16 protein-coding genes and 1 tRNA gene are annotated in these 19,443 nt (G+C 68.7%); 12 read left to right on the top strand and 5 right to left on the bottom strand.

Annotated elements, in window-relative coordinates:
* Positions 1-17 precede the first annotated feature (17 nt).
* The 10 genes from radA to ROY82_07870 all read left to right on the top strand — a co-directional run bounded on the left by radA (position 18) and on the right by ROY82_07870 (position 11,298).
* Entirely contained in the window at positions 18-1,346 is a 1,329-nt protein-coding gene (gene radA / locus ROY82_07825; protein ID MDT3682367.1) for a DNA repair protein RadA, read from the top strand.
* Positions 1,343-2,536, top strand: a complete 1,194-nt coding sequence (locus ROY82_07830; GenBank protein MDT3682368.1) for a hypothetical protein — start codon at positions 1,343-1,345, stop codon at positions 2,534-2,536. The genes radA and ROY82_07830 overlap by 4 nt, the downstream gene beginning before the upstream one ends.
* 39 nt (positions 2,537-2,575) lie before the next feature.
* Positions 2,576-2,651 (top strand) — tRNA-Ala (locus ROY82_07835).
* A 428-nt stretch (positions 2,652-3,079) separates the two neighbouring features.
* Entirely contained in the window at positions 3,080-3,742 is a 663-nt protein-coding gene (locus ROY82_07840) for a cytochrome c3 family protein (GenBank protein ID MDT3682369.1), read from the top strand.
* Complete coding sequence (locus ROY82_07845; protein MDT3682370.1) at positions 3,739-6,723, top strand: TAT-variant-translocated molybdopterin oxidoreductase; 2,985 nt, start codon at positions 3,739-3,741, stop codon at positions 6,721-6,723. The genes ROY82_07840 and ROY82_07845 overlap by 4 nt, the downstream gene beginning before the upstream one ends.
* Positions 6,723-8,162: an NrfD/PsrC family molybdoenzyme membrane anchor subunit gene (gene nrfD / locus ROY82_07850; GenBank protein MDT3682371.1), complete on the top strand. Its 1,440-nt coding sequence runs from the start codon at positions 6,723-6,725 to the stop codon at positions 8,160-8,162. Before ROY82_07845 ends, nrfD begins: the two co-directional genes overlap by 1 nt.
* The gene (locus ROY82_07855; protein MDT3682372.1) at positions 8,159-8,722 is read left to right on the top strand and encodes a DUF3341 domain-containing protein; all 564 of its coding nucleotides are present in this window, start codon (positions 8,159-8,161) and stop codon (positions 8,720-8,722) included. Before nrfD ends, ROY82_07855 begins: the two co-directional genes overlap by 4 nt.
* Positions 8,719-9,318, top strand: a complete 600-nt coding sequence (locus ROY82_07860; protein MDT3682373.1) for a cytochrome c — start codon at positions 8,719-8,721, stop codon at positions 9,316-9,318. Before ROY82_07855 ends, ROY82_07860 begins: the two co-directional genes overlap by 4 nt.
* Positions 9,315-10,508, top strand: coding sequence for a hypothetical protein (locus ROY82_07865; GenBank protein MDT3682374.1), 1,194 nt, complete (start codon positions 9,315-9,317; stop codon positions 10,506-10,508). The genes ROY82_07860 and ROY82_07865 overlap by 4 nt, the downstream gene beginning before the upstream one ends.
* Entirely contained in the window at positions 10,501-11,298 is a 798-nt protein-coding gene (locus tag ROY82_07870) for a cytochrome c (protein MDT3682375.1), read from the top strand. The genes ROY82_07865 and ROY82_07870 overlap by 8 nt, the downstream gene beginning before the upstream one ends.
* A gap of 229 nt (positions 11,299-11,527) precedes the next feature.
* On the opposite strand, the gene ROY82_07875 is transcribed toward ROY82_07870, so the two are convergent.
* Both ROY82_07875 and ROY82_07880 read right to left on the bottom strand, forming a co-directional pair.
* On the bottom strand, positions 11,528-13,501 hold the full coding sequence (locus ROY82_07875) for a DNA topoisomerase subunit B (protein ID MDT3682376.1): 1,974 nt from the start codon (positions 13,499-13,501) through the stop codon (positions 11,528-11,530).
* 187 nt (positions 13,502-13,688) lie between these two features.
* Positions 13,689-14,978: a glutamate-5-semialdehyde dehydrogenase gene (locus ROY82_07880; protein ID MDT3682377.1), complete on the bottom strand. Its 1,290-nt coding sequence runs from the start codon at positions 14,976-14,978 to the stop codon at positions 13,689-13,691.
* Positions 14,979-15,030: 52 nt separating this feature from the next.
* Here ROY82_07880 and ROY82_07885 point away from each other — a divergent pair, with 52 nt between their 5' ends.
* Positions 15,031-15,768 (top strand): SDR family oxidoreductase, encoded by a 738-nt coding sequence (locus ROY82_07885; GenBank protein ID MDT3682378.1) that lies wholly within the window; start codon positions 15,031-15,033, stop codon positions 15,766-15,768.
* Positions 15,769-15,849: 81 nt separating this feature from the next.
* Here ROY82_07885 and ROY82_07890 read toward each other — a convergent pair whose 3' ends face one another.
* From ROY82_07890 to ROY82_07900, 3 genes are all read right to left on the bottom strand, one after another.
* The gene (locus tag ROY82_07890) at positions 15,850-17,427 is read right to left on the bottom strand and encodes an amidohydrolase (protein MDT3682379.1); all 1,578 of its coding nucleotides are present in this window, start codon (positions 17,425-17,427) and stop codon (positions 15,850-15,852) included.
* Positions 17,428-18,204 carry an enoyl-CoA hydratase-related protein gene (locus ROY82_07895; protein ID MDT3682380.1) on the bottom strand — a complete coding sequence of 259 codons (777 nt, stop codon included), beginning with the start codon at positions 18,202-18,204 and terminating at the stop codon, positions 17,428-17,430.
* A 74-nt stretch (positions 18,205-18,278) separates the two neighbouring features.
* The gene (locus ROY82_07900) at positions 18,279-18,617 is read right to left on the bottom strand and encodes an RNHCP domain-containing protein (GenBank protein ID MDT3682381.1); all 339 of its coding nucleotides are present in this window, start codon (positions 18,615-18,617) and stop codon (positions 18,279-18,281) included.
* 17 nt (positions 18,618-18,634) lie between these two features.
* On the opposite strand from ROY82_07900, the gene ROY82_07905 reads away from it, so the two are divergent.
* Positions 18,635-19,443: ATP-binding cassette domain-containing protein (locus tag ROY82_07905; GenBank protein ID MDT3682382.1), on the top strand; the 809-nt coding region annotated here is incomplete at its 3' end.

Below are 19,443 nucleotides of genomic sequence, written 5' to 3' on the forward strand. Positions count from 1 at the left end.
TCAGGCTGAGGCCGCGGGTGGCCCGGGGCGCCGGCTACGTCTGTCAGGAGTGCGGGGCACGCAGCCCCGCTCACCTGGGCCGCTGCCCGACGTGTGGCGCGTGGGGCAGCATGATCGCCGAGCAACCGTCGCCAACCGCGGGCGGCGCCCGCGGCCCGGGCAAGGCCCGCCACCTGGAGAGCATGCGCCTGGACGCGGTCTCCGACGCCGGCCTCGTAAGGTTCGCGAGCGGTGACGCCGAGGTCGACAGGGTGCTGGGCGGCGGTTGGGTCGTGGGAGCCGCCGTGCTCTTGGCGGGCGAGCCCGGGATCGGCAAGTCGACCCTGCTGCTGCAACTCGCGCAGCACGCGGTGGCCGCCGGACGCCGCGTGCTCTACGTTGCGGGCGAGGAATCGCCGGCCCAGGTGCGGCTGCGCGCCGACCGCCTGGGGCTCGGCGCCGGCATGGAGCTGACGCGCGAGAACGACGCCAACGTGATCGCCGAGCACCTGTACGCCACGGCGCCGGACCTGGTGATCGTCGACTCCATCCAGACGCTGGTGGTCGAGGAGGGCACGGTTCCAGGCACCCTCACGAGCCTGCGTGACGCCACCGCACTGCTCGTGAAGGCCGCCAAGGCCGCCGGCACGACGCTGGTGCTCATCGGCCACGTGACAAAACAGGGCTCGATAGCCGGACCCAAGGTCATAGAGCACGTGGTCGACGCCACCTTCGCCCTCGAGTCGGCCGCGGGACTGCGGGTGGTCCGCGCCATCAAGAACCGCTTCGGCCCCGCGGGTGAGGTGGGCGTCTTCGAGATGACTGCCACGGGGATGCAGGCGGTCGGGAACCCGAGCGAGGCGTTCTTGGCGGAGCGGCCCCTGGGGGCGCCCGGTTCGGTGGTCGTGGCCGCGCTGGAGGGACAGCGACCACTCCTCCTGGAGGTTCAGGCGCTGGCGTCCAAGAGCCCGTACGCGGCCCCGCGCCGCGTGGTCCAGGGCCTCGACGCCCGCCGCGTGGACGTGGTGCTGGCAGTGCTCGAGCGGCGCCTCGAGTTGCCGCTGGCGGCGCTCGACGTGTTCGTGAACGTGGCCGGCGGCCTGCGCATAACCGACCCCGGCGCGGACCTGGCGGTGGCCGTGGCGGTCTATTCCGCCGTGACCAACCGGCCCGCCCCGGAGGACACGGCGTTCGTGGGCGAGATAGGCCTGGCCGGGGAACTCCGCTCCGTCAGCCAGTTGAGCAGGCGCCTGGAGGAGGCGAAGCGCGCCGGGCACCCCCACCTCGTGGGCCCCCGCTCGCGCGAGCTGAAAGACGGAGTGGGTACCCTGCGCGAGGCGCTGTTGCTACTGTGGGGTTCGACATGAACCATGAAGCCGACCAGAACCGCGGCCACGCCGGCGCCGGGGGTTACGACGGCCGCACCGGCACCGGGGGCTATGAGGTCCGCACCGGCGGGCGCGAGGCGGCGGGCGGCAGCAGCAGCTCCCACCTGGGGGCCGCCCTGGCGCGCGGAGCGCTGGCCCTGGCCGGCGGCATCGTGGGTTTCCTGGTCGGCAGGCTGCTGGTCGACCGCGGTCTGCTGTCGGGGCCCAACAACGTCTTGTTCATCACCGTGGTCGGGGTGCTCAGCGCCTACCTGTTCGGCGGTCCCCTGGCGGAGCGCTTCGGGCACGTGTGGGAGCGGTTCATGGCGCGGGTGTCGGGCGTGCGGCCCGACGCGGTGCTCGCCGCCTTCGCCGGCGCCACCCTTGGGCTGCTGGTGACCGTGCTCATCAACAACGTCCTCGCCAACGTGCCCGGCTTCACCTGGTACTGGTCCCTGCTGGCGGCCATCGTCCTGGTCGCGGGCATGGGCGGGTTCTTCGTCACCAACCGCCGCCTGCTCTACTTCCTCCCGGCCGCCGACGGCAAGCGCGTGGGCGCCGGGGCCGGCGCGGCTAACGACAAGGTAGTAGACAGCTCGGCGGTCATCGACGGCCGGCTGCTGGCGGTGCTCGATTCGAACTTCCTCGAGGGAAAGCTGATCCTGCCGCACTTCGTCCTGACCGAGCTGCAGCACATCGCCGACTCGGACGACCAACTCAAGCGTCAGCGCGGGCGGCGCGGCCTGGAGACCCTCGACCTGCTCGCCTCCTCGCCGGGCGTGGTGACGGAGGTGGCGCACGACGACGTCGGCAAGGGGGTGGTCGATGACAAGCTCGTGCGCCTCTGCCTGGAACGAAACGCGGACCTCATCACGACCGACTACAACCTGAGCCGGGTGGCGGCGCTGCAGGGCGTGCGCGTTCTCAACCTCCACCAGCTCGCCAGTGCGGTGAGGATCGCGTACCTTCCTGGCGAGCGCCTCGCCCTGAGCATCGTGCGGCAGGGCCGCGAGTCCGGCCAGGGCCTCGCTTACCTCGAGGACGGCACCATGGTGGTGGTCGAGGAGGCCGGCGACCGCGTGGGCCATACCATCGACGTGGTCGTCACCTCCAGCCTGCAGACGAACATGGGTCGAATGCTGTTCGCCAAGCCTTCAGACGAGTCCACGCTCCTTGACAAGACACCCTAGACCCGACGTACGCTCTAGGCGCCCACCACCGCGCCGTGAGGGGCCTTAGCTCAGCTGGGAGAGCGTTCGCTTTGCAAGCGAGATGTCGCCGGTTCGAGTCCGGCAGGCTCCACCAAACGCGCGCCAGCGCCAATCGAACCCCCGCTCCGGAGCGGGGGTTCGAACGCTAGATGCTGCCGTTAATCCATTCGGGCGATCGGCGCCGTGGCGAATCCACCTGCTGGGCCCGGCTCGAGGGGCCTAACATGGTCCAAGTACGTTCCGTAGGAGAGGATTCGAGGGTGCGACTCCTCGAGAGCTAAAAGGCATTACGGCTCTGAAATACGCCGCAAGGCGGTTGTGATAGATTGTGCCAGGTTCACATGCGGCAGCGCCGCCGAAGAGCGTACAGCACGGGCCCCACGGCCCGGTCTCGTGTTAGGAGGTCGATCCCAGCATCATGAGCGTCGAACCCAGTCGGCCCGCGCAAACCCGCGCGATGAGGCCGCTCAGCGTCCCCCCACGCGTGCACAGACATAAGGAGAGCTTCGAGGTGTCCGCCTGATGCCGCAGTACTTCCCACCCAACTCGAACGCCTTCGTGACCTGGGCAGTGTGGGGTGGCGGCGTCTTCGTCGTTCTCTTGCTGATCGCTATGCCCTTCTACGCCCGCGTCACCAACAACAACGTCGGCGTGCCCGTGGCGCAGCCCGTGGACTACCCGCACAACCTCCACGTGGTGCAAGTAGGCCTCGACTGCCGCTACTGCCACACCACCGTCGAGACCTCCAACACCGCCTCCGTCCCCCCCACCGAGACCTGCATGACCTGCCACTCGCAGTTGCGCGTGGGCACGCCACAGACGCAGGCCGTCGTGGATTCCTGGAACGCCCAGGTTCCGCTGCAGTGGAACCGCGTCCACGAGCTTCCCGATTTCGTCTATTTCAACCACAGCGCGCACGTGAACAACGGCGTCGGCTGCAGCAGCTGCCACGGTCGCATCGACGAGATGACCCAGATCTGGAAGAACCAGCCCATGACGATGGGTTGGTGCCTCGAGTGCCACCGCAACCCCGCCAAGGCGCTGCGGCCCGTGAGCGAGGTCTTCAACATGGCCTATCAGCCTTTGCCCGAACCCAACTCTCAGCTCGCCCTGGGCGCCACCCTGGTGGAGGCGTACCACATCGACACCGACAAGCTCATTCAGTGCTCGACGTGCCACCGATGAGCGATTCCCAGATGGACTTCAGCAAGATCCGCGCCAAGCTCGCCAACCAGGAGGGCCCCGCCTACTGGCGCAGCCTGGACCAACTGGCGGACACCGAAGAGTTCCAGCTCTTCTTACAGCGCGAGTTCCCGCGCCAGGCCGCGCCCATGGAGAACAGCCTCGAGCGCCGCGACTTCCTCAAGCTGCTGGGAGCCAGCATGGCGCTGGCAGGCCTGAGCGCCTGCGCCCGGCCGCCCCTGGCACACGAGAAGATCGTCCCCTACGTCAAGCAACCCGAACAGATCACGCCCGGCAGGCCGCTGTTCTTCGCCACCGCCGTCACCTACGGCGGCTACGCGGAGGGCGTGTTGGCCGAGAGCCATCAGGGCCGCCCGACCAAGCTGGAGGGCAACCCCGACCACCCCGCCAGCCTCGGCGCCACCGCCGCCGTCACTCAGGCGCAGGTCCTCTCGCTCTACGACCCCGACCGGTCGCAGGAGTTCACCCGCGGCGGGGTGGCGAGCACCTGGGAGGACTTCTCGGCCGCCGTCACGGGGGCGCTGTCACAACTGCCGAACGGCGAGGGATTCGCGCTCCTGACCGAGAACGTCACCTCGCCCACGCTGGCCTCGCAGATCGCGGCGTTGCAGGCCAAGTACCCCGCGGCACGCTGGTACCAGTACGACCCGCTCCACCCAGATAACGCGGTGGCGGGAGCCCGGCTGGCGTTCGGGCAAGACGTCACGCCGGTCCTCGACTTCAGCAAGGCGACAGTGGTCGTGGGGCTCGACGCCGACTTCATGAACTCCGGCCCCGGCCGCCTGGCACACGCGCGCGGCTTCGCCGACGCGCGCCGCATCCACCGTTCGACGGACAGCATGAACCGCCTGTACCAGTTCGAGACGACCCCCACGACCTCGGCCTCGCTGGCCGACCACCGGGTGGCGCTCAAGCCGAGCGACGTCGCCGCCTTCTCCGCGGCCCTGGCGGCAGCCGTGGGCGCATCCGCCCCGCAGGCGCAACTGCCCGCCGGCGTATCCAAGGAGCTCTTCGACGCCCTGGTGGCGGACCTGAACGCCAACAAGGGCAAGAGCCTCGTCATCGCCGGCGAGAACCAGCCACCCGTGGTCCATGCGCTCGCTCACGCTATGAACGAGGCGCTCGGGAACGTCGGCCAGACCGTGAGTTACGTGGCGCCCGCGGACGCTCGCCCGGCCATCCACCGCGACGAGCTGGCCGGCCTGGTGGCCGACCTGAACGACGGCAACATCAAGGCGCTCGTGATCGTCGACGCCAACCCCGTCTACACGGCGCCCGCCAGCCTGGACTTCGCGGCGGCCCTGAAGAAGGCGCCGTTCACCGCGCACTTGGGGCTCTACCCGGACGAGACCTCGGCGGCCGTCGAATGGGCTCTGCCCCAGACCCACTTCCTCGAGGCCTGGAGCGACGCCCGCGCTTTCGACGGCACCGTGACCATCATGCAACCGCTCATCCTGCCCTTCTACAACGGCAAGAGCGCCCACGAGCTCCTGGCCGTCATCCTGGGTGACGCCAAGTCGACCAGCTACGACCTGGTGCGCGCCTACTGGAAGGCGAACGTCACCGGCTCGTTCGACGACTTCTGGCGCGAGACCGTCTACCGCGGCACGGTGGCGGGAAGCGCCTCCCCCGTGGTGAACGTCACCGCGGCGGCGGTGACCGCCGCGCTCCCCACCGGAGCAGACACCGAACTCAGCCTGGTGCTCGACGCCTCGCTCCTAGACGGCCGCTTCGCCAACAACGGCTGGCTGCAGGAGCTTCCCAAGGCGTTCAGCAACCTCACCTGGGACAACGCGGCGCTCATAGCCCCCGCCACCGCCGAGGAGCTCGAGCTCAAGAGCGGCGACGTGGTCAAGCTCACGAGCAACGGTCGCGACCTGGAGGCGCCCGTCTGGGTGCAGCCGGGTCAGGCAGCGGGCGCGCTGACGCTCTCGCTCGGATACGGCCGCACCAAGGCCGGCAAGGTCGGAACGGGCGTGGGCGTCGACGCCTACAGCCTCGTCGATCACACCGTCCAGGGCGCCCCTGCCGTGACCGTCAGCAAGACCGGCGCGCAGTACAAGATGGCCAGCACGCAGATGCACCACAGCCTGGAGGGCACGGGCGAACGCCGGCACATCGTGCGCGCGGGCACCCTGAACGAGTTCCGCTCCGCGCCAAACCACCCGGGCTTCGTGCACCCCGTGGCGCACGAATCGGCGGACCTCTACCCCGACTACGAGTACAAGGGCTACAAGTGGGGCATGGTCATCGACCAGACGGTCTGCACCGGCTGCAACGCCTGCGTCGTCGCCTGTCAGTCGGAGAACAACATCCCGATCGTCGGCAAGAAGCAGGTGGAAGTCGGCCGCGAGATGCACTGGATCCGGATCGACAACTACTACTCCGGCAGCATGGACGAGCCCGAGTTCTACCACCAGCCCATGCCCTGCCAGCAGTGCGAGAAGGCCCCGTGCGAGCCCGTCTGTCCGGTCGGCGCCACGGTCCACGACTCGGAGGGCCTCAACGTGATGGTCTACAACCGTTGCGTCGGCACCCGCTACTGCTCCAACAACTGCCCCTACAAGGTGCGCCGCTTCAACTGGCTCCAGTACGCCGAGCTGGCCACGGACGCCACCGAGATCTCGCTCGCCAACAACCCCGACGTCACCGTCCGCTCGCGCGGGGTCATGGAGAAGTGCACGTACTGCACGCAACGCATCGCGAGCGCGCGCATCGACGCCTCCAACGAGGACAGGAAGATCAGGGACGGCGAGGTCGTCACCGCCTGCCAGGCCGCCTGCCCCACCCAGGCCATCGTCTTCGGTGACCTCAACGACCCGGAGTCGCGCGTGGCTGCCGTCAAGTCCTCGCCGCTCAACTACTGGATGCTCGAAGAGCTCCAGACGTTCCCGCGCACCACGTACCTGGCCAAGGTCAAGAACCCCAACCCGGCGTTGGCCGATGCCGAAGGGAGCCGTTGATGGCAGTAACCGCCGGCAAGCCCAAGGCGCCATTCCGCGAGACGAACCGCGTCATCCGGCCGGGTGAGACCTACGGCGGCATCGACGACGCAGTACTCTCCCCCGTCCTGGGCACGGTCGAAAGGACGCCCACCTGGTGGTGGATAGGGTTCGGCATCTCGTCCGCCGTCCTCGTCATGTACCTGGTGTCGGTCGTCAAGCTCATCACCACGGGCATCGGGATCTTCGGCAACAACATCCCGGTCGCGTGGGGCATGCCCATCATCAACTTCGTGTGGTGGATCGGCATCGGCCACGCCGGGACCCTGATCTCGGCGGCGCTGCTCCTCTTCCGCCAGCCCTGGCGGACGACGGTCAACCGCTTCGCCGAGGCCATGACGATCTTCGCGGTCGTGTGCGCCGGGCTCTACCCCATCTTGCACCTGGGCCGCCCTTGGGTCTTCTACTGGCTCGTGCCCTACCCGAACACCATGGGCCTGTGGCCACAGTTCCGCAGCCCGCTCGACTGGGACTTCTTCGCGATCGGCACCTACTTCACCATCTCGGTGGTGTTCTGGTTCATCGGCCTGATCCCCGACCTCGCGACGCTGCGCGATCGCTCCAAGACCAAGTTCCAACAGCTCCTGTACGGCGTGCTCAGCCTCGGTTGGAACGGCTCCACCAAGGCCTGGCAGCGCTACCAGCGCGCTTACCTCCTGCTGGCCGCCCTGAGCTTCCCGCTCGTGCTCAGCGTTCACAGCACGATCGCGATGGACTTCGCCGTGGCGCAGCTGCCCGGCTGGAACAACACGATCATGCCGCCCTACTTCGTCGCCGGCGCGGTGTTCGCGGGCTTCGCGATGGTGCTGATCCTGGCGGTGCCGCTCAGGAAGGCGTTCAAGCTCGAGCACCTGATCACCCTGCGCCACCTCGACAACGCCGCCAAGCTCATGCTGACGACCGGCATGATAGTCGTGTACGGCTACTTCATCGAGATCTTCAGCTCCTTCTACTCGGGCGTCGAGTTCGAGAAGTACATGAGCTGGAACCGCATCTTCGGCGATCACGCCATCTTCTTCTGGGCGCTCATCTTCTGCAACTTCGTGGCCATCCAACCGATCTGGTTCCGTCGGGTCCGGCAGAGTCCGTGGGCGCTCTTCCTCATCGCTATCATCGTCAGCGTGGGCATGTGGCTCGAGCGCTTCGTGATCTTCGTCGTGTCACTGACCAAGGACTTCCTGCTCTCCTCGTGGGCCGACTACATCTCCACCTTCTGGGACTGGTCCTTGTTCATCGGTAGCCTGGGTCTGTTCTCTACCCTGTTCTTCCTCTTCATCCGCTTGTTGCCGTCGATAGCAACCGCCGAGACCAAGGAGACCGCCCACCACGACCAACACCATGGCAGCGACGTCTTCGAGCGCGCGCGCATGGAGTACTTCCACGCCGAGGAGCCGGCATGAGCAGCGTTACACTCGGCCGCAAAGCGGCTGCGCCCAACCTGTACGGCCTGGTGGCGCAATTCGACAGTCCGGAGGCCATCAAGGCCGCGGCGGCGCGCGTCCGCGACGCCGGCTATACCAAGATCGACGCCTACACTCCCTTCCCCGTCGACGACCTCGACCTCGACCTGGGCATGAAACCCACGCGCCTCGGTTGGGCGGTGCTCATCATGGGCATCAGCGGCGGCCTGTTCGGGTTCTGGATGCAGTGGTTCGCCAACACCAACTACTACGCCCTCAACATCGGCGGCAAGCCGTTCAACAGCTGGCCCAACTGGATCGTCATCATGTACGAGTGCACCATCTTGTTCGCGGGCCTTACGGCGGGCATCCTCATGATCATCCGCAACGGCCTCCCGCGCCCGTACCACTCGATCTTCAACACCCCGGGCTTCGAGAACGCCATGCGCGACCGCTTCTTCTTGTGCGTCGAGGCGCGCGACCCGAAGTTCGACCTCGCCGCCACGCGCGCGTTCCTCGAGGGGCTCGAGCCGATGGTCGTCTCGGAGGTGGAGAAGTGAGGGGGTTCGCCCGTCCACGCCTGCTCTTGGCGTTCGCGGTCCTGGGCTCGCTACTCCTTAGCGGCTGCGGCCGCACCATGTGGGACCAGCCCAAGGCGAAGGCGTTCCAGGCGTCGCCGTTCTTCGCCGACGGCTCCGCCATGCGGCCGATCCCCCCCGGCACGGTGTCGCGTGAGTTCGGCGCCCTCGAGCCCGCCTACCTGACCGGCATGGGGCCGAGCGGGTTCTTGGCCGAGCTGCCTGTCGAGCTCACCAGCGACCTGATGCTCCGCGGGCAGGAACGTTTCGACATCTACTGCTCCCCGTGCCACAACTACAACGCCGACGGCATGGGTGCGACGGTCCTCAAGGGCTTCCCGCAACCGCCCGACTTCACCACGACGCAGCGCCTCCTCGACGCGCCCGTCGGTTACTTCTTCAACGCCATGACGAACGGCTTCGGCCGCATGTACAGCTACGCCGCGCGTGTGCCCGTGGCCGACCGCTGGGCCATCGCGGCGTACGTCAAGGCCCTGCAGCTGAGCCAGAACGCCAGCATCGCCGACGTACCGGCGGGCGTCGAGCTGACCAAGGCAAGCACGGAGTCGAACCCATGACCTCGCTCAAGCTCCCTCCAATCGATACCGCGAAGGCCCAATTGACGGCCCTCGTCATCGGCGCCTTGGCGCTCCTGGTCGCCGTGATCCTCGGTTTCACGGGGCACGCGGCGGGGTTCTTCCAGTCGTACCTGGTGAGTTACCTCTTCTGGGTCGGGCTGTCGCTCGGCTCACTGGCCCTACTGTTCATCGTGCACTTGGCCGGCGGCTCGTGGGGCGCCATCATCGTGAGGCCGCTGGAGGCGGCCGCCAGCGCCGTGCCACTCCTAGCCCTGCTGTTCGTGCCGATCCTGTTGGGCATGAGCGACCTCTACCCCTGGGTCCACGCGGAGTACGTGGCGTCGGAGCCGACCGTGGCGGACAAGACCGGGTGGTACCTCAACGTCGGCTTCTTCATCGCGAGGGCCGTGATCATCTTCGCGGTCTTCTCGCTCGGCAGTTACCTCTACCGCCACTTGAGCAAGAGGCAGGATGAGGACGAAAGCACCGCGCCACGCAGCGGCTACAGGATGAAGAACCTGGGTGGCGTGTGGATCGTCGTCTACATCCTGACCATGACGTTCGCGGCCTTCGATTGGGCCATGTCGGTCACGCCCACGTGGTACTCGGGCGTCTACCCGGGCATCATCATGGCGGGTCAGGTCGTATCGGCCATCGCGCTCGTCATCCTGGTCATGGTCAACCTCGCGGCCAGGAGTCCGACGGTCGACCGGCTGCTCACCCCCAAGCGCCTCCAGGACCTGGGGAACATGCTGATGGCGGTCATCATGTTCTGGGCCTACCTGCAGGTGTCGCAACTCATCATCCAGTGGTCGAACAACATCGTCGAGACGGCGAGCTGGTACGTCATCCGCTTCAGCCCGACGTGGTTGGGCCTGGCGGCGTTCATCCTCTTCTTCGGCTTCTTCGCGCCGTTCATGATCCTCTTCTCCCGCTGGGTCAAGCGCACGCGGCGCGCCCTCGCGACGGTGGCGGTGTGGGCGTTGATCGTGCAGCTGCTCAACTACTTCTGGTTCATCGTGCCGGGTTTCGGCCGCCAGGGCTTCCAGCTGACCGTCCTCGACGTGCTGATGCTGGTTGGCTTGGGCGGCATCTGGGTCGCCGTCTACGCGCGCGCCCTGACCGCGCGGAACGTGCTGCCGGCGAACGATCCACGCCTCGTGAAGGTGGTGGCAGATCATCATGCCTGATGAGCGTAGGTACTTGATCAGCGAGAAGCAGGTGCGCCTGACGGTGCTGCTGGGCAGCGTCGGCATGGCTCTCACCATCCTGGTGCTCTTCTTCCTCGCCACTTCGAGGCCCCAGGGGAAGTTCGTGATCCTGGACGGGACGGCGTTCCAGACCCAGCTCAACTCCGCCGTGGATAGCATCACGGGCTACGAGGACTTGGGCGGCGGGAAGGCCCGCATCGACATCAACCGGGCGATGGAGCTCGTCGTCGAGCGCGGGGTCCAAGAGCCGGGCTTCTTCGGGGCGGCCGCCCCGGCCGCGGCAGGCGCGGCTCCGGCCGCCACGGGCACCGCTGCGCCCTCCACCGAGGCAGCCGGCGCACCGGCCGGCGGAGAGGCTACCCAGGTCGCGGCCGGTCCCGACGGCGAGGCCCTCTTCGTCAGCACCTGCTCGGCCTGCCATCAGGCCTCGGGTCAGGGCATCCCCGGGGCGTTCCCGCCCCTGGCCGGGACTGCCCCCGAGCTCTACAAGGCGAGCCGCGAGCTGCCCATGGAGATCGTCGTCTTCGGCATGCAAGGCGCCATCACCGCGGCCGGCGCCACCTACAACGGCGTCATGCCCTCGCACCTGCAGATGCAGGACGACGAGATAGCGGCCGTCCTCGACTACGTCATGAAGGCCTGGGGCAACGACGCCGACTTGCCCGCCGACTACCAGCCGTACACGGCGGACGAGGTCAACGAGGTGCGCGGCAAGATGCTCACCGCTTCGGAGGTTTACGACGCGCGGAAGGCGGCGGGCCTCGAGTAGGCCACCGAGGAACGCAAACTCATTGGGCCCGCGCCGAAAAGCGCGGGCCCTTTTCTGGTGTTGGTGTCTCGGGTGCTGGTGCTTCTCGTGTCGGCGCTCAAGGCGTTGGCGTTTCCGGGGTCGGCGCTTCTGGCGTTCGCGGCCATGGGACCGAGGGTACGCGGGCGACCTCTGGCCCCGCGCGACCGACGTCGAGCGTCAGCCGCCGCCGTTCGTCAGACGCCTTACGTCAGACGTCTAGGTGCGCGAGGTGCGCGTGTGTCTCGATGAACTCGCGCCGCGGCGGAACCTCGGTGCCCATGAGGATCTCGAACGTCTCGCTGGCTTCCAGGACGTCGTCGATGGTCACGCGCTTGAGGATGCGCGTCTCCGGGTTCATGGTGGTCTCCCAGAGTTGCTCGGCGTTCATCTCGCCCAGACCCTTGAAGCGCTGGATCTCGAACTTGCGGTCCTTGTTCTTGCGTTGCAGTTCGGCCAACGCGGCCTCGTCGTACACGTACTGCAGTTCCTTCTGGCGCGGGAACCGCAGCCCGTAGAGGGGTGGCTGGGCGATATACAAGTAGCCCGCGTCGATGAGCGGCCGCATGTAGCGGTAGAAGAACGTGAGCAGCAGCGTGCGGATGTGTGAGCCGTCGACGTCGGCGTCGGTCATGATGATGATCCGGTGGTAGCGGACGTCTTCGATGTTGAAGTGCGTATCGTCGCCGGTGCCTTCGACGCCGGCGCCGATGGCGGCGATCATGGCGCGGATCTCGGCGTTCTTCAGGATCTTGGCGAGATTGGCCTTCTCCACGTTGAGGATCTTGCCCCTTAGCGGCAGGATGGCCTGGAAGCGCCGCTCCCGACCCTGCTTGGCGGTGCCGCCGGCCGAATCGCCCTCCACTATGTAGATCTCGCTGACGGCCGGGTCGGAGGACTGGCAGTCGGCCAGCTTGCCCGGCAGGTCGTCGTTGTCCAGTGGGTTGGCGCGGCGTACGAGGTCACGCGCCTTTCGCGCGGCCTCGCGGGCGCGCGCGGCCTGGGCCGCCTTCTCGATGATGGCGCGAGCGGTCTTGGGGTTCTCCTCGAGGGCGTCCGAGAGCTTCTCGTAGACGACGCTGTTCACGGCCGTCTGCGCCTCGGCGTTCAGGAGCTTCACCTTGGCCTGCGACTCGAACTGCGGCTCGGGCAGCTTCACCGATATCACGCACGCGATGCCTTCGAGGAAGTCGTCGCCCGTGGGTTGGGTGTCGCCCTTCTTGATCAGGTTCTTGTTCCTGGCGTAGTTGTTCAGGACGCGCGTGTACGCGCTCTTGAAGCCCGTGAGGTGAGTGCCGCCGTCGCGGTTGGTGATCATGTTGGCGTAGGTGAGGACCGTCTGGCCGTAGCCCGTAGTGTGCGTGAGCCCTACGTCGACCTCGACGTCGTGGGTGCCGCTCTCCGTGGGCACGCTGGCGGTGCCCTTGAGCACGACCGGCTTGTCGTAAAGGGCCGTGCCCTCGCGGGCGAGGAACGCGGCGTACGCGCCCACCCCGCCCTCTTCATGGAAGGTCTCGGTCTTCGGGGTGGCGCCGCGCAGGTCGGAAAGGACGATCTTGACCCCGCCGGTGAGGTACGAGAGCTCGCGCAGGCGGCGGCGAACGCGCGAGTAGTCGAAGCCCTCCACGTCCTTGAAGACGTGAGCGTCGGGGTGGAAGGTCACCTTGCTACCCTCTTGGCCGCGCGCGGCCTTGCCCACCACGTGCAGTGGTTCCACCACGGCGCCGTTCTCGAAGCCGATGCGGTAGTGCTTGCCGTCGCGCCAGACCTCGGCCACGAACCAGTTCGAGAGCGCGTTCACGACCGAGCTGCCCACGCCGTGAAGTCCGCCCGACACCTTGTAGGCGCCGTCGTCGAACTTGCCGCCGGCGTGCAGCTCGGTGAAGATGACCTCTATGGCGGGACGGCCCTCGCGCTCCATGATGTCTACGGGGATACCGCGGCCGTTGTCGGCGACCGAAGCGGAGCCGTCGGGGTTGAGGGTCACCTCGACGGTGTCGGCGTAGCCCGCCAGCGTCTCGTCGATGGCGTTGTCGATGATCTCGGTGAGCAACTGATGGTAGCCGTCTATGCCCGTGCCGCCCTGGACGTACATGGCGGGACGCTTGCGCACGCCCTCCAGGCCGCGTAAGACCTTGATGTTCTCGGCTGTGTACCCGTTGCCCTGGTGCTCGTGTTGATTCAAGGCTTACCTCCGGGGCCGCTCCGGCCGCCGGCGCCGGGCAGCAGCCGCGGGCCGGTGGCCGCGATTCCGCGGCCCTCAAGCCCCTCGATTCTACCCCGCGGGAGCCCCCTGGTCAAACGAAACTTACCGTCCTGGACGGTATTTCTGCCTATGGTCCTTGGGCTTTTCGCCCCACCTTGCCGGGGCGTCAGGCGCGCGTCTGGCCGTCGCCGTCCACCAGGTACTTGTAGGTGACCAACTGCTCGAGCCCGACAGGCCCGCGAGCGTGGAGTTTTTGCGTGCTGATCCCTATCTCGGCGCCGAAACCGAACTCGAAGCCGTCCGTGAAACGCGACGAGGCGTTGACGATCACCACCGCCGCGTCGACCTCGCGCCTGAAGCGCTCGGCGCGCGCGAGGTCCGAGGTGAGTATCACCTCGGTGTGTTGCGTGCCGTAACGCGCCACGTGCGCCAACGCCTCATCGAGGTCGGCCACCACCCGCACCGCCAGGTTAAGGCCCAAGAACTCCTCGGCATACTCGGCGTCTGTGGCGGGCAGCATTCCGGGGACGAGTTCCCGCGAGCGCTCGCAACCGTAGAGCGTAACGCCAGCCGCCCGCAGCGCCGCCGCCGCGCTGGGCAGGAAGGCCGCCGCCTCGTCCTCGTTGACGAGAAGGGTTTCCATGGCGTTGCACACGCCAGGGCGCTGCACCTTGGAATTGAGGACGATGGGCAGGGCGGCCGCCAGGTCGGCACCCGCGTCCACGTAGACGTGGCAGTTGCCGACGCCCGTCTCGATGACCGGGACGCGCGCCGTATCGACCACGTGACGGATGAGGCCCGCACCGCCCCGTGGGATGACCAGGTCGACCTGCCCACGGGCGCGCAGCAGAGCGGTCACCAACGCGCGGTCCTTGGAGTCGACGAGCTGGACGGCGTCCGCCGGCGCCCCTGCGGCCTCCAGCGCGGCTCGCATGAGCGAGACCAGGGCGCGATTACTGGCCAGCGCGTTCGAAGAGCCCCGCAGCACCGCGGCGCTACCGGCCTTCAGTGCGAGCACCGCGGCGTCGACGGTGACGTTGGGCCGCGACTCGTACACCATGCCGATGACCCCGAACGGCACGCTCACGCGCCGCATGCGCAGGCCGTTCGGTGTCTCCCAGCCAGCCAGCACGCGGCCGAGGGGGTCGGGCAGATCGGCTACCTGGAGCACGGCGACGGCCATGCTCTCCAGGCGCTCGGCCGTGAGGGTTAGCCGGTCCAGCAGCGGCGCACTTGTGCCGCGCTCCCGCTCGGCCGCCACGTCCTCGGCGTTGGCCTCGAGCACCAGCGCCGAGCCTCCGCGCAGCTGCTCGGCCACCGCGACGAGCGCCGCACGGCGGTCGAGGTGGGGCAGCGAGCGCGAGGCGGCACGCGCGGCGGCCAGGAGGGGTGCCAGCTTGCCCTCGGCTGCACCCTGTTGGTCGGTTGCGGTCTGGGTGGACGCGGAGGCGAGCATGCGCGAGTATAGCCAACACAGAGCCGAACCCGCGTAGGACGTATGGTGACTCGTGACTACTTTTGCACCCGTGACAGCTGGGCTCGTCGTCGTCACCGCAGCAGCGGGTGGCATGGCGGGCTCGCTCGTTCCTCGGCTGGCCGCGCACGGTTGGCGGCTTGCCCTGACGTCCAGGCCCGGCGGCGAGCGCGAGACCACCCAACGCTACGAGGAGCTGGCGGCCGACGGCGCCGAGCTGCGCACGTTCGGCATCGACCTCGCCGACCCGGCCTCGGTGAGTGCCGGCTTCGCCAAGATCAAGGCCGAGATGGGCGCGCCGACGGCTTTGGTCAACCTGGCCGGTCGCTTCGAGGGCGGGCCGGCAGCGGACGCCGGACCAGATGCCGCGGCGGTGGCGCTCGAGCGCTCGTTGGACAGCAACTTGCGGAGCGCGGTCTACAGCGCGGCCGCCGTGCTGCCCGACATGCTGGCCGCGGGTGCCGGCGCCATCGTTGCGGTCGGCGCCGCCGCCGCCATCGACCCCGCGCCCAAGACGGTCGCCTACGCGGTGGGCAAGGGAGCCCTGGCGGCCTACTTCCGCTCCCTGGCCGCTCAGGTCGCCGGGAACGGGGTGAGCGTGGGCCTGCTGTTGCCGCAGGGGGCGCTGGACACCCCGGGTAACCGGGCAGCGATGCCGAAGGCGGACCCGGACAAGTGGATCTCGGCCGAGGCGTTCTGCGACGCCGTCGAGTTCCTGCTCAGCCGGCCGCCTCGCGGCTTCGTGCACGAGCTCCCGTTAGGGGTGCGGTAACTCAAGGCCGCGGTGAATCAAGGCCGCGGTGAATCAAGACTCCGGTGACGACTGCGCGCGGCGACGCTTCGCCTCCCGGCCTCAGCCGGGTCCGAAGGTGAACGCCCCGCCCTTCATCGTGGCTACGACGGCGAGGCCGTCGAGAGACACCAGCGGGTCGTGGTTCAGCACGACGATGTCGGCGTCGAAACCGGGCTTCAGCATGCCCGAGTGTCCCTCGGCCTGGATGGCGTAGGCGGCGCCCGTCGTGTAGGCGGCCAGTGCCGCGTCGGGCGACAGAGCTTCGGAAGCGTTGAGGCGACGCCCGTGGCCGTCGGAACGCCGGCAAGCGGCGCGAAGACCCTCGAACACGTCGGGTGGGGCCACGGGCGTGTCGGAACCGAACGCGAGGACCGCCCCCGCCGCCGCCAGCGACCGGATGGCGTACGCCCGGTCCTTCCGGTCCGCCAACAGGTTGTCGATGGACGCGATGTCGAACGTCAGGTGTATCGGCTGCATGGACGCCACTACCCCGAGGCGCCCGGCCCTCGCCACGTCGGCCGGGTGCATGTGCTGTGCGTGCTCGAGGCGCGGCCGTAGGCCGAGCCCCCGCCACTGCTCGCGAGTGGCCTCGAAGGCGTCCAACGCTGCGCGCGTGGCCGCGTCGCCGATGGCGTGGACCACGGGAGTGAGCCCCGCCTCGAGCGCCAGCGGCACGCGCTCGCGTAAGACGTCGGGGCCGTCCATCGCCATGCCCGCATCGGTGGTCCCGGCGTACGGCTCGAGCATCCAGGCCGTGCGGCTGCCGAGCGCACCGTCGGCGAAGAACTTGGCGCCGCCCACGCGGAAGTTGCGGCCGCCCTGGTTGGTGGCGACGCCGATGGCGGCGGCGGCCTCGATATCCGCGTGCGGGATGCAGGCCCACACTCGCAACGGATAGGCGTCGTCGCTGGCGGTCAGCGCCAGCTGGCGCCACAGGTCCGGCCCCTCGGCCGCCATGTGGTGCACGGTGGTGACGCCCAACGCTGCCAGGTGATCGCCGGCACGCTCCAGCGCCCTGCGCAGGTCGTCGCGGCCAGGGGTGGGAACGACGTCGGCCACCATGTCCACGGCGCTCTCCAGCAGGAGGCCGCTGGGCTCACCGTCTCGCGCGAGGACGACGACCGCGCCCTCCGCCGTCGGCGTGGCGCCCGTGATCCCCGCGGCGGCCAGGGCCGCGCGGCTGGCCCAGGCCGAGTGGTGGTCTTGGCTGTGGATGAGCACCTTGCGACCCAGCGCTGCCCGCTCAAGGGCGTCGGCCTCGGGCCGGTCGATGGTTGCGAGGTTCCACCGTTGCAAGGCGAAGCCCGCCGCCGTGAGCCAGTCGCCTTCCGGGGTCGCGGCGGCCCGGTCGCGCAACAGCTCGCAGGCCTCCTCCAGGCTCCCGGCGGGGCGCAGGTCGAGGTCCGCCAGTTCGAGCCCGTGCCAGGTGAGGTGCACGTGCGCGTCGTGAAAGCCGGGCATGATGCAGGCAGAGCCGAAGTCTACGACTCGGGTTTCCTTACCCGCCACCTCGTGCAGCTCCTCCATGTCGCCAACTGCGACGATCCTATCGCCCGCGAGCGCAACGCCGGAGGCGCGGGGCCGCGACCGGTCCATGGTGATCACGGAACCGTAGAGGATGGTGTCGGCTACGGGCATTCAGCGACCCTCGAACCGTGGGCCGCGCTTCTCCTTGAAGGCGAGCACGCCCTCGCGGGCGTCTCGCGAAGCCGCCGCCGCCGACTGCGCGCGCGCCTCCACCAGCAGCTGTTCCTCGAGCGAGTTCGTCATGGCGACCCGCAGCTCCTCCTTGATGAGGCCGTAGGCGTGGGTCGGGCCCTGCGCGAAGGTCTGCAGGACGGCCATGATCTCGAGCTCGTAGCTCTCGTGGCTGATCACTCGTTCCACCAGGCCGATGGCGAGGGCCTCGGTGGCGTCGACCCGGCGGTTGCTGATGGCCAGTTCGTACGCCCGTCCCGTGCCTATCAGGCGCGCGAGGAAGTAGCTGCTGCCCGCGTCGAGCGCCAGGCCTATACCCGTGAAGCCGAGGGTGAACGTGGCGTTGGCCGAGGCCACGCGCACGTCGCACGCGGCGGCAAGCGCGACGCCGGCCCCGGCGGCTACGCCGTTGACGCCCGCCACCACGGGCTTGGGCAGCGCCGCCATGGCCCGGACGACCGGGTGGTAGTACTCCTCGAGCATCTTCCCGATGTCGCCGTCCACCGGCGTGGAGCCGAGGTCGGCCCCGGCGCAGAAGCCGCGCCCGTTACCGGTGATGAGCACGGCCCGGACGCTCCCTTGCGCCGAGGGCCCGCTCAGGGCGTCGGCCAGCTCCTCGAGCAGCTCGAGGTTGAGGGCGTTGAGGACGTCCGGGCGGTCAAGGGCGACGCGCAAGACGCCGCCCTGCTCATCCAGCTTCAAGTGGTCGTAGTTCATCTTCCGCTCCTTGGCCGAGTCGGGTCAGTCCATCTACGAGTCGGGTCAGTCTATCCAACCGCCGTATTGGACGTTCAGGGTGCGAGGCTGCCGCTGGCCAGGGCAACTATGACGTCGAAGTCATCGGGGAAGGCCGCGTCCTCCAATGCCGCCCGGTTCCGCCCGATCGCTCCGCACGACCGGCAGCGGTGGACGATGACCCAACCCTTCTTGGCGCTGCGCTCGACGGCCACGGGCTCGAGCACTCCTCCACAGGGGTTGGCGCGGTCGCCCGGGTTGACGTCGACGTGCAGCGAGTGCAGGCAGCGCGGGCAGTGGTTGCGGTAGCCGCCGCCCTGGAGGGGAGGCACGTGGGCCCCGCACTCCACGCACTCGAACCCCTGGTTGACGTCGCGGCCAGTAAAACGCTTCACCCCCCGAGCATAGCCGCATGCCCGCCCTGAGGGCAGGCATGCGGCTACTCGCGCGGCTAAGATGGCCCCGTGGATCACAAGCGCCTCGCCGCCACCCGGCCGGTAACGTGGAGCTGCTGAGCGCCTCCAACCTGACCGCCCAGCTGGGCAACAGCGAGCTCTTCAGTGCCGTAAGCCTGACGCTGGCGCTCGGGGACCGGGTAGGGCTCGTGGGGGCGAACGGCAGCGGCAAGAGCACCCTGCTCGCACTCGTTGCCGGCAGGCTCGAGCCGGCCGAGGGTAGCGTCCGGCGCGCCCCGGGGGTCAGGGTCGCGCTCCTTCCGCAAACCGGTGTCGGCTTGCCCGCCAAGACGGTGGCACTGGTGGCCAGGGCCGCCACTGCGCATGCTCGAGAGCTGGAGGCGAGGCTCCGGCTGGAGGAGCAGCGCCTGGCAGCCGGCGAGTCGGCGGCGGCGAACTACTCGGCGCTGCAGGTCGAGTTCGAGCGGCTCGGCGGGTACGCGGCCGAGGGGATGGCGCGGGAGGTCTTCGCGGCGCTGGGGTTCGGCGCCGATGAGCAAGGCCGCGAGGTTGCCGAGCTTTCGGCCGGCGAGCGCCGCCGCCTCGGCCTCGCCCTGACGCTGACGCAGGGCGCCGACGTCCTACTGCTCGACGAGCCCACCAACCACCTCGACCTCGCCGCTCGGGAGTGGCTCGGGCGCTACCTGCGCGCCTACGAGGGGGCAGCGGTCGTGATAAGCCACGACCGCGCGCTGCTCGACGCCGCCACCCTCCGAACCGCCTTCCTGGCGGGCAGCCGCCTGTGGCTCGAGGCGGGCGGTTACAC

Source organism: Truepera sp. (assembly GCA_032027045.1).
In the GTDB taxonomy this organism is placed as follows: Bacteria; Deinococcota; Deinococci; order Deinococcales; family Trueperaceae; genus JAAYYF01.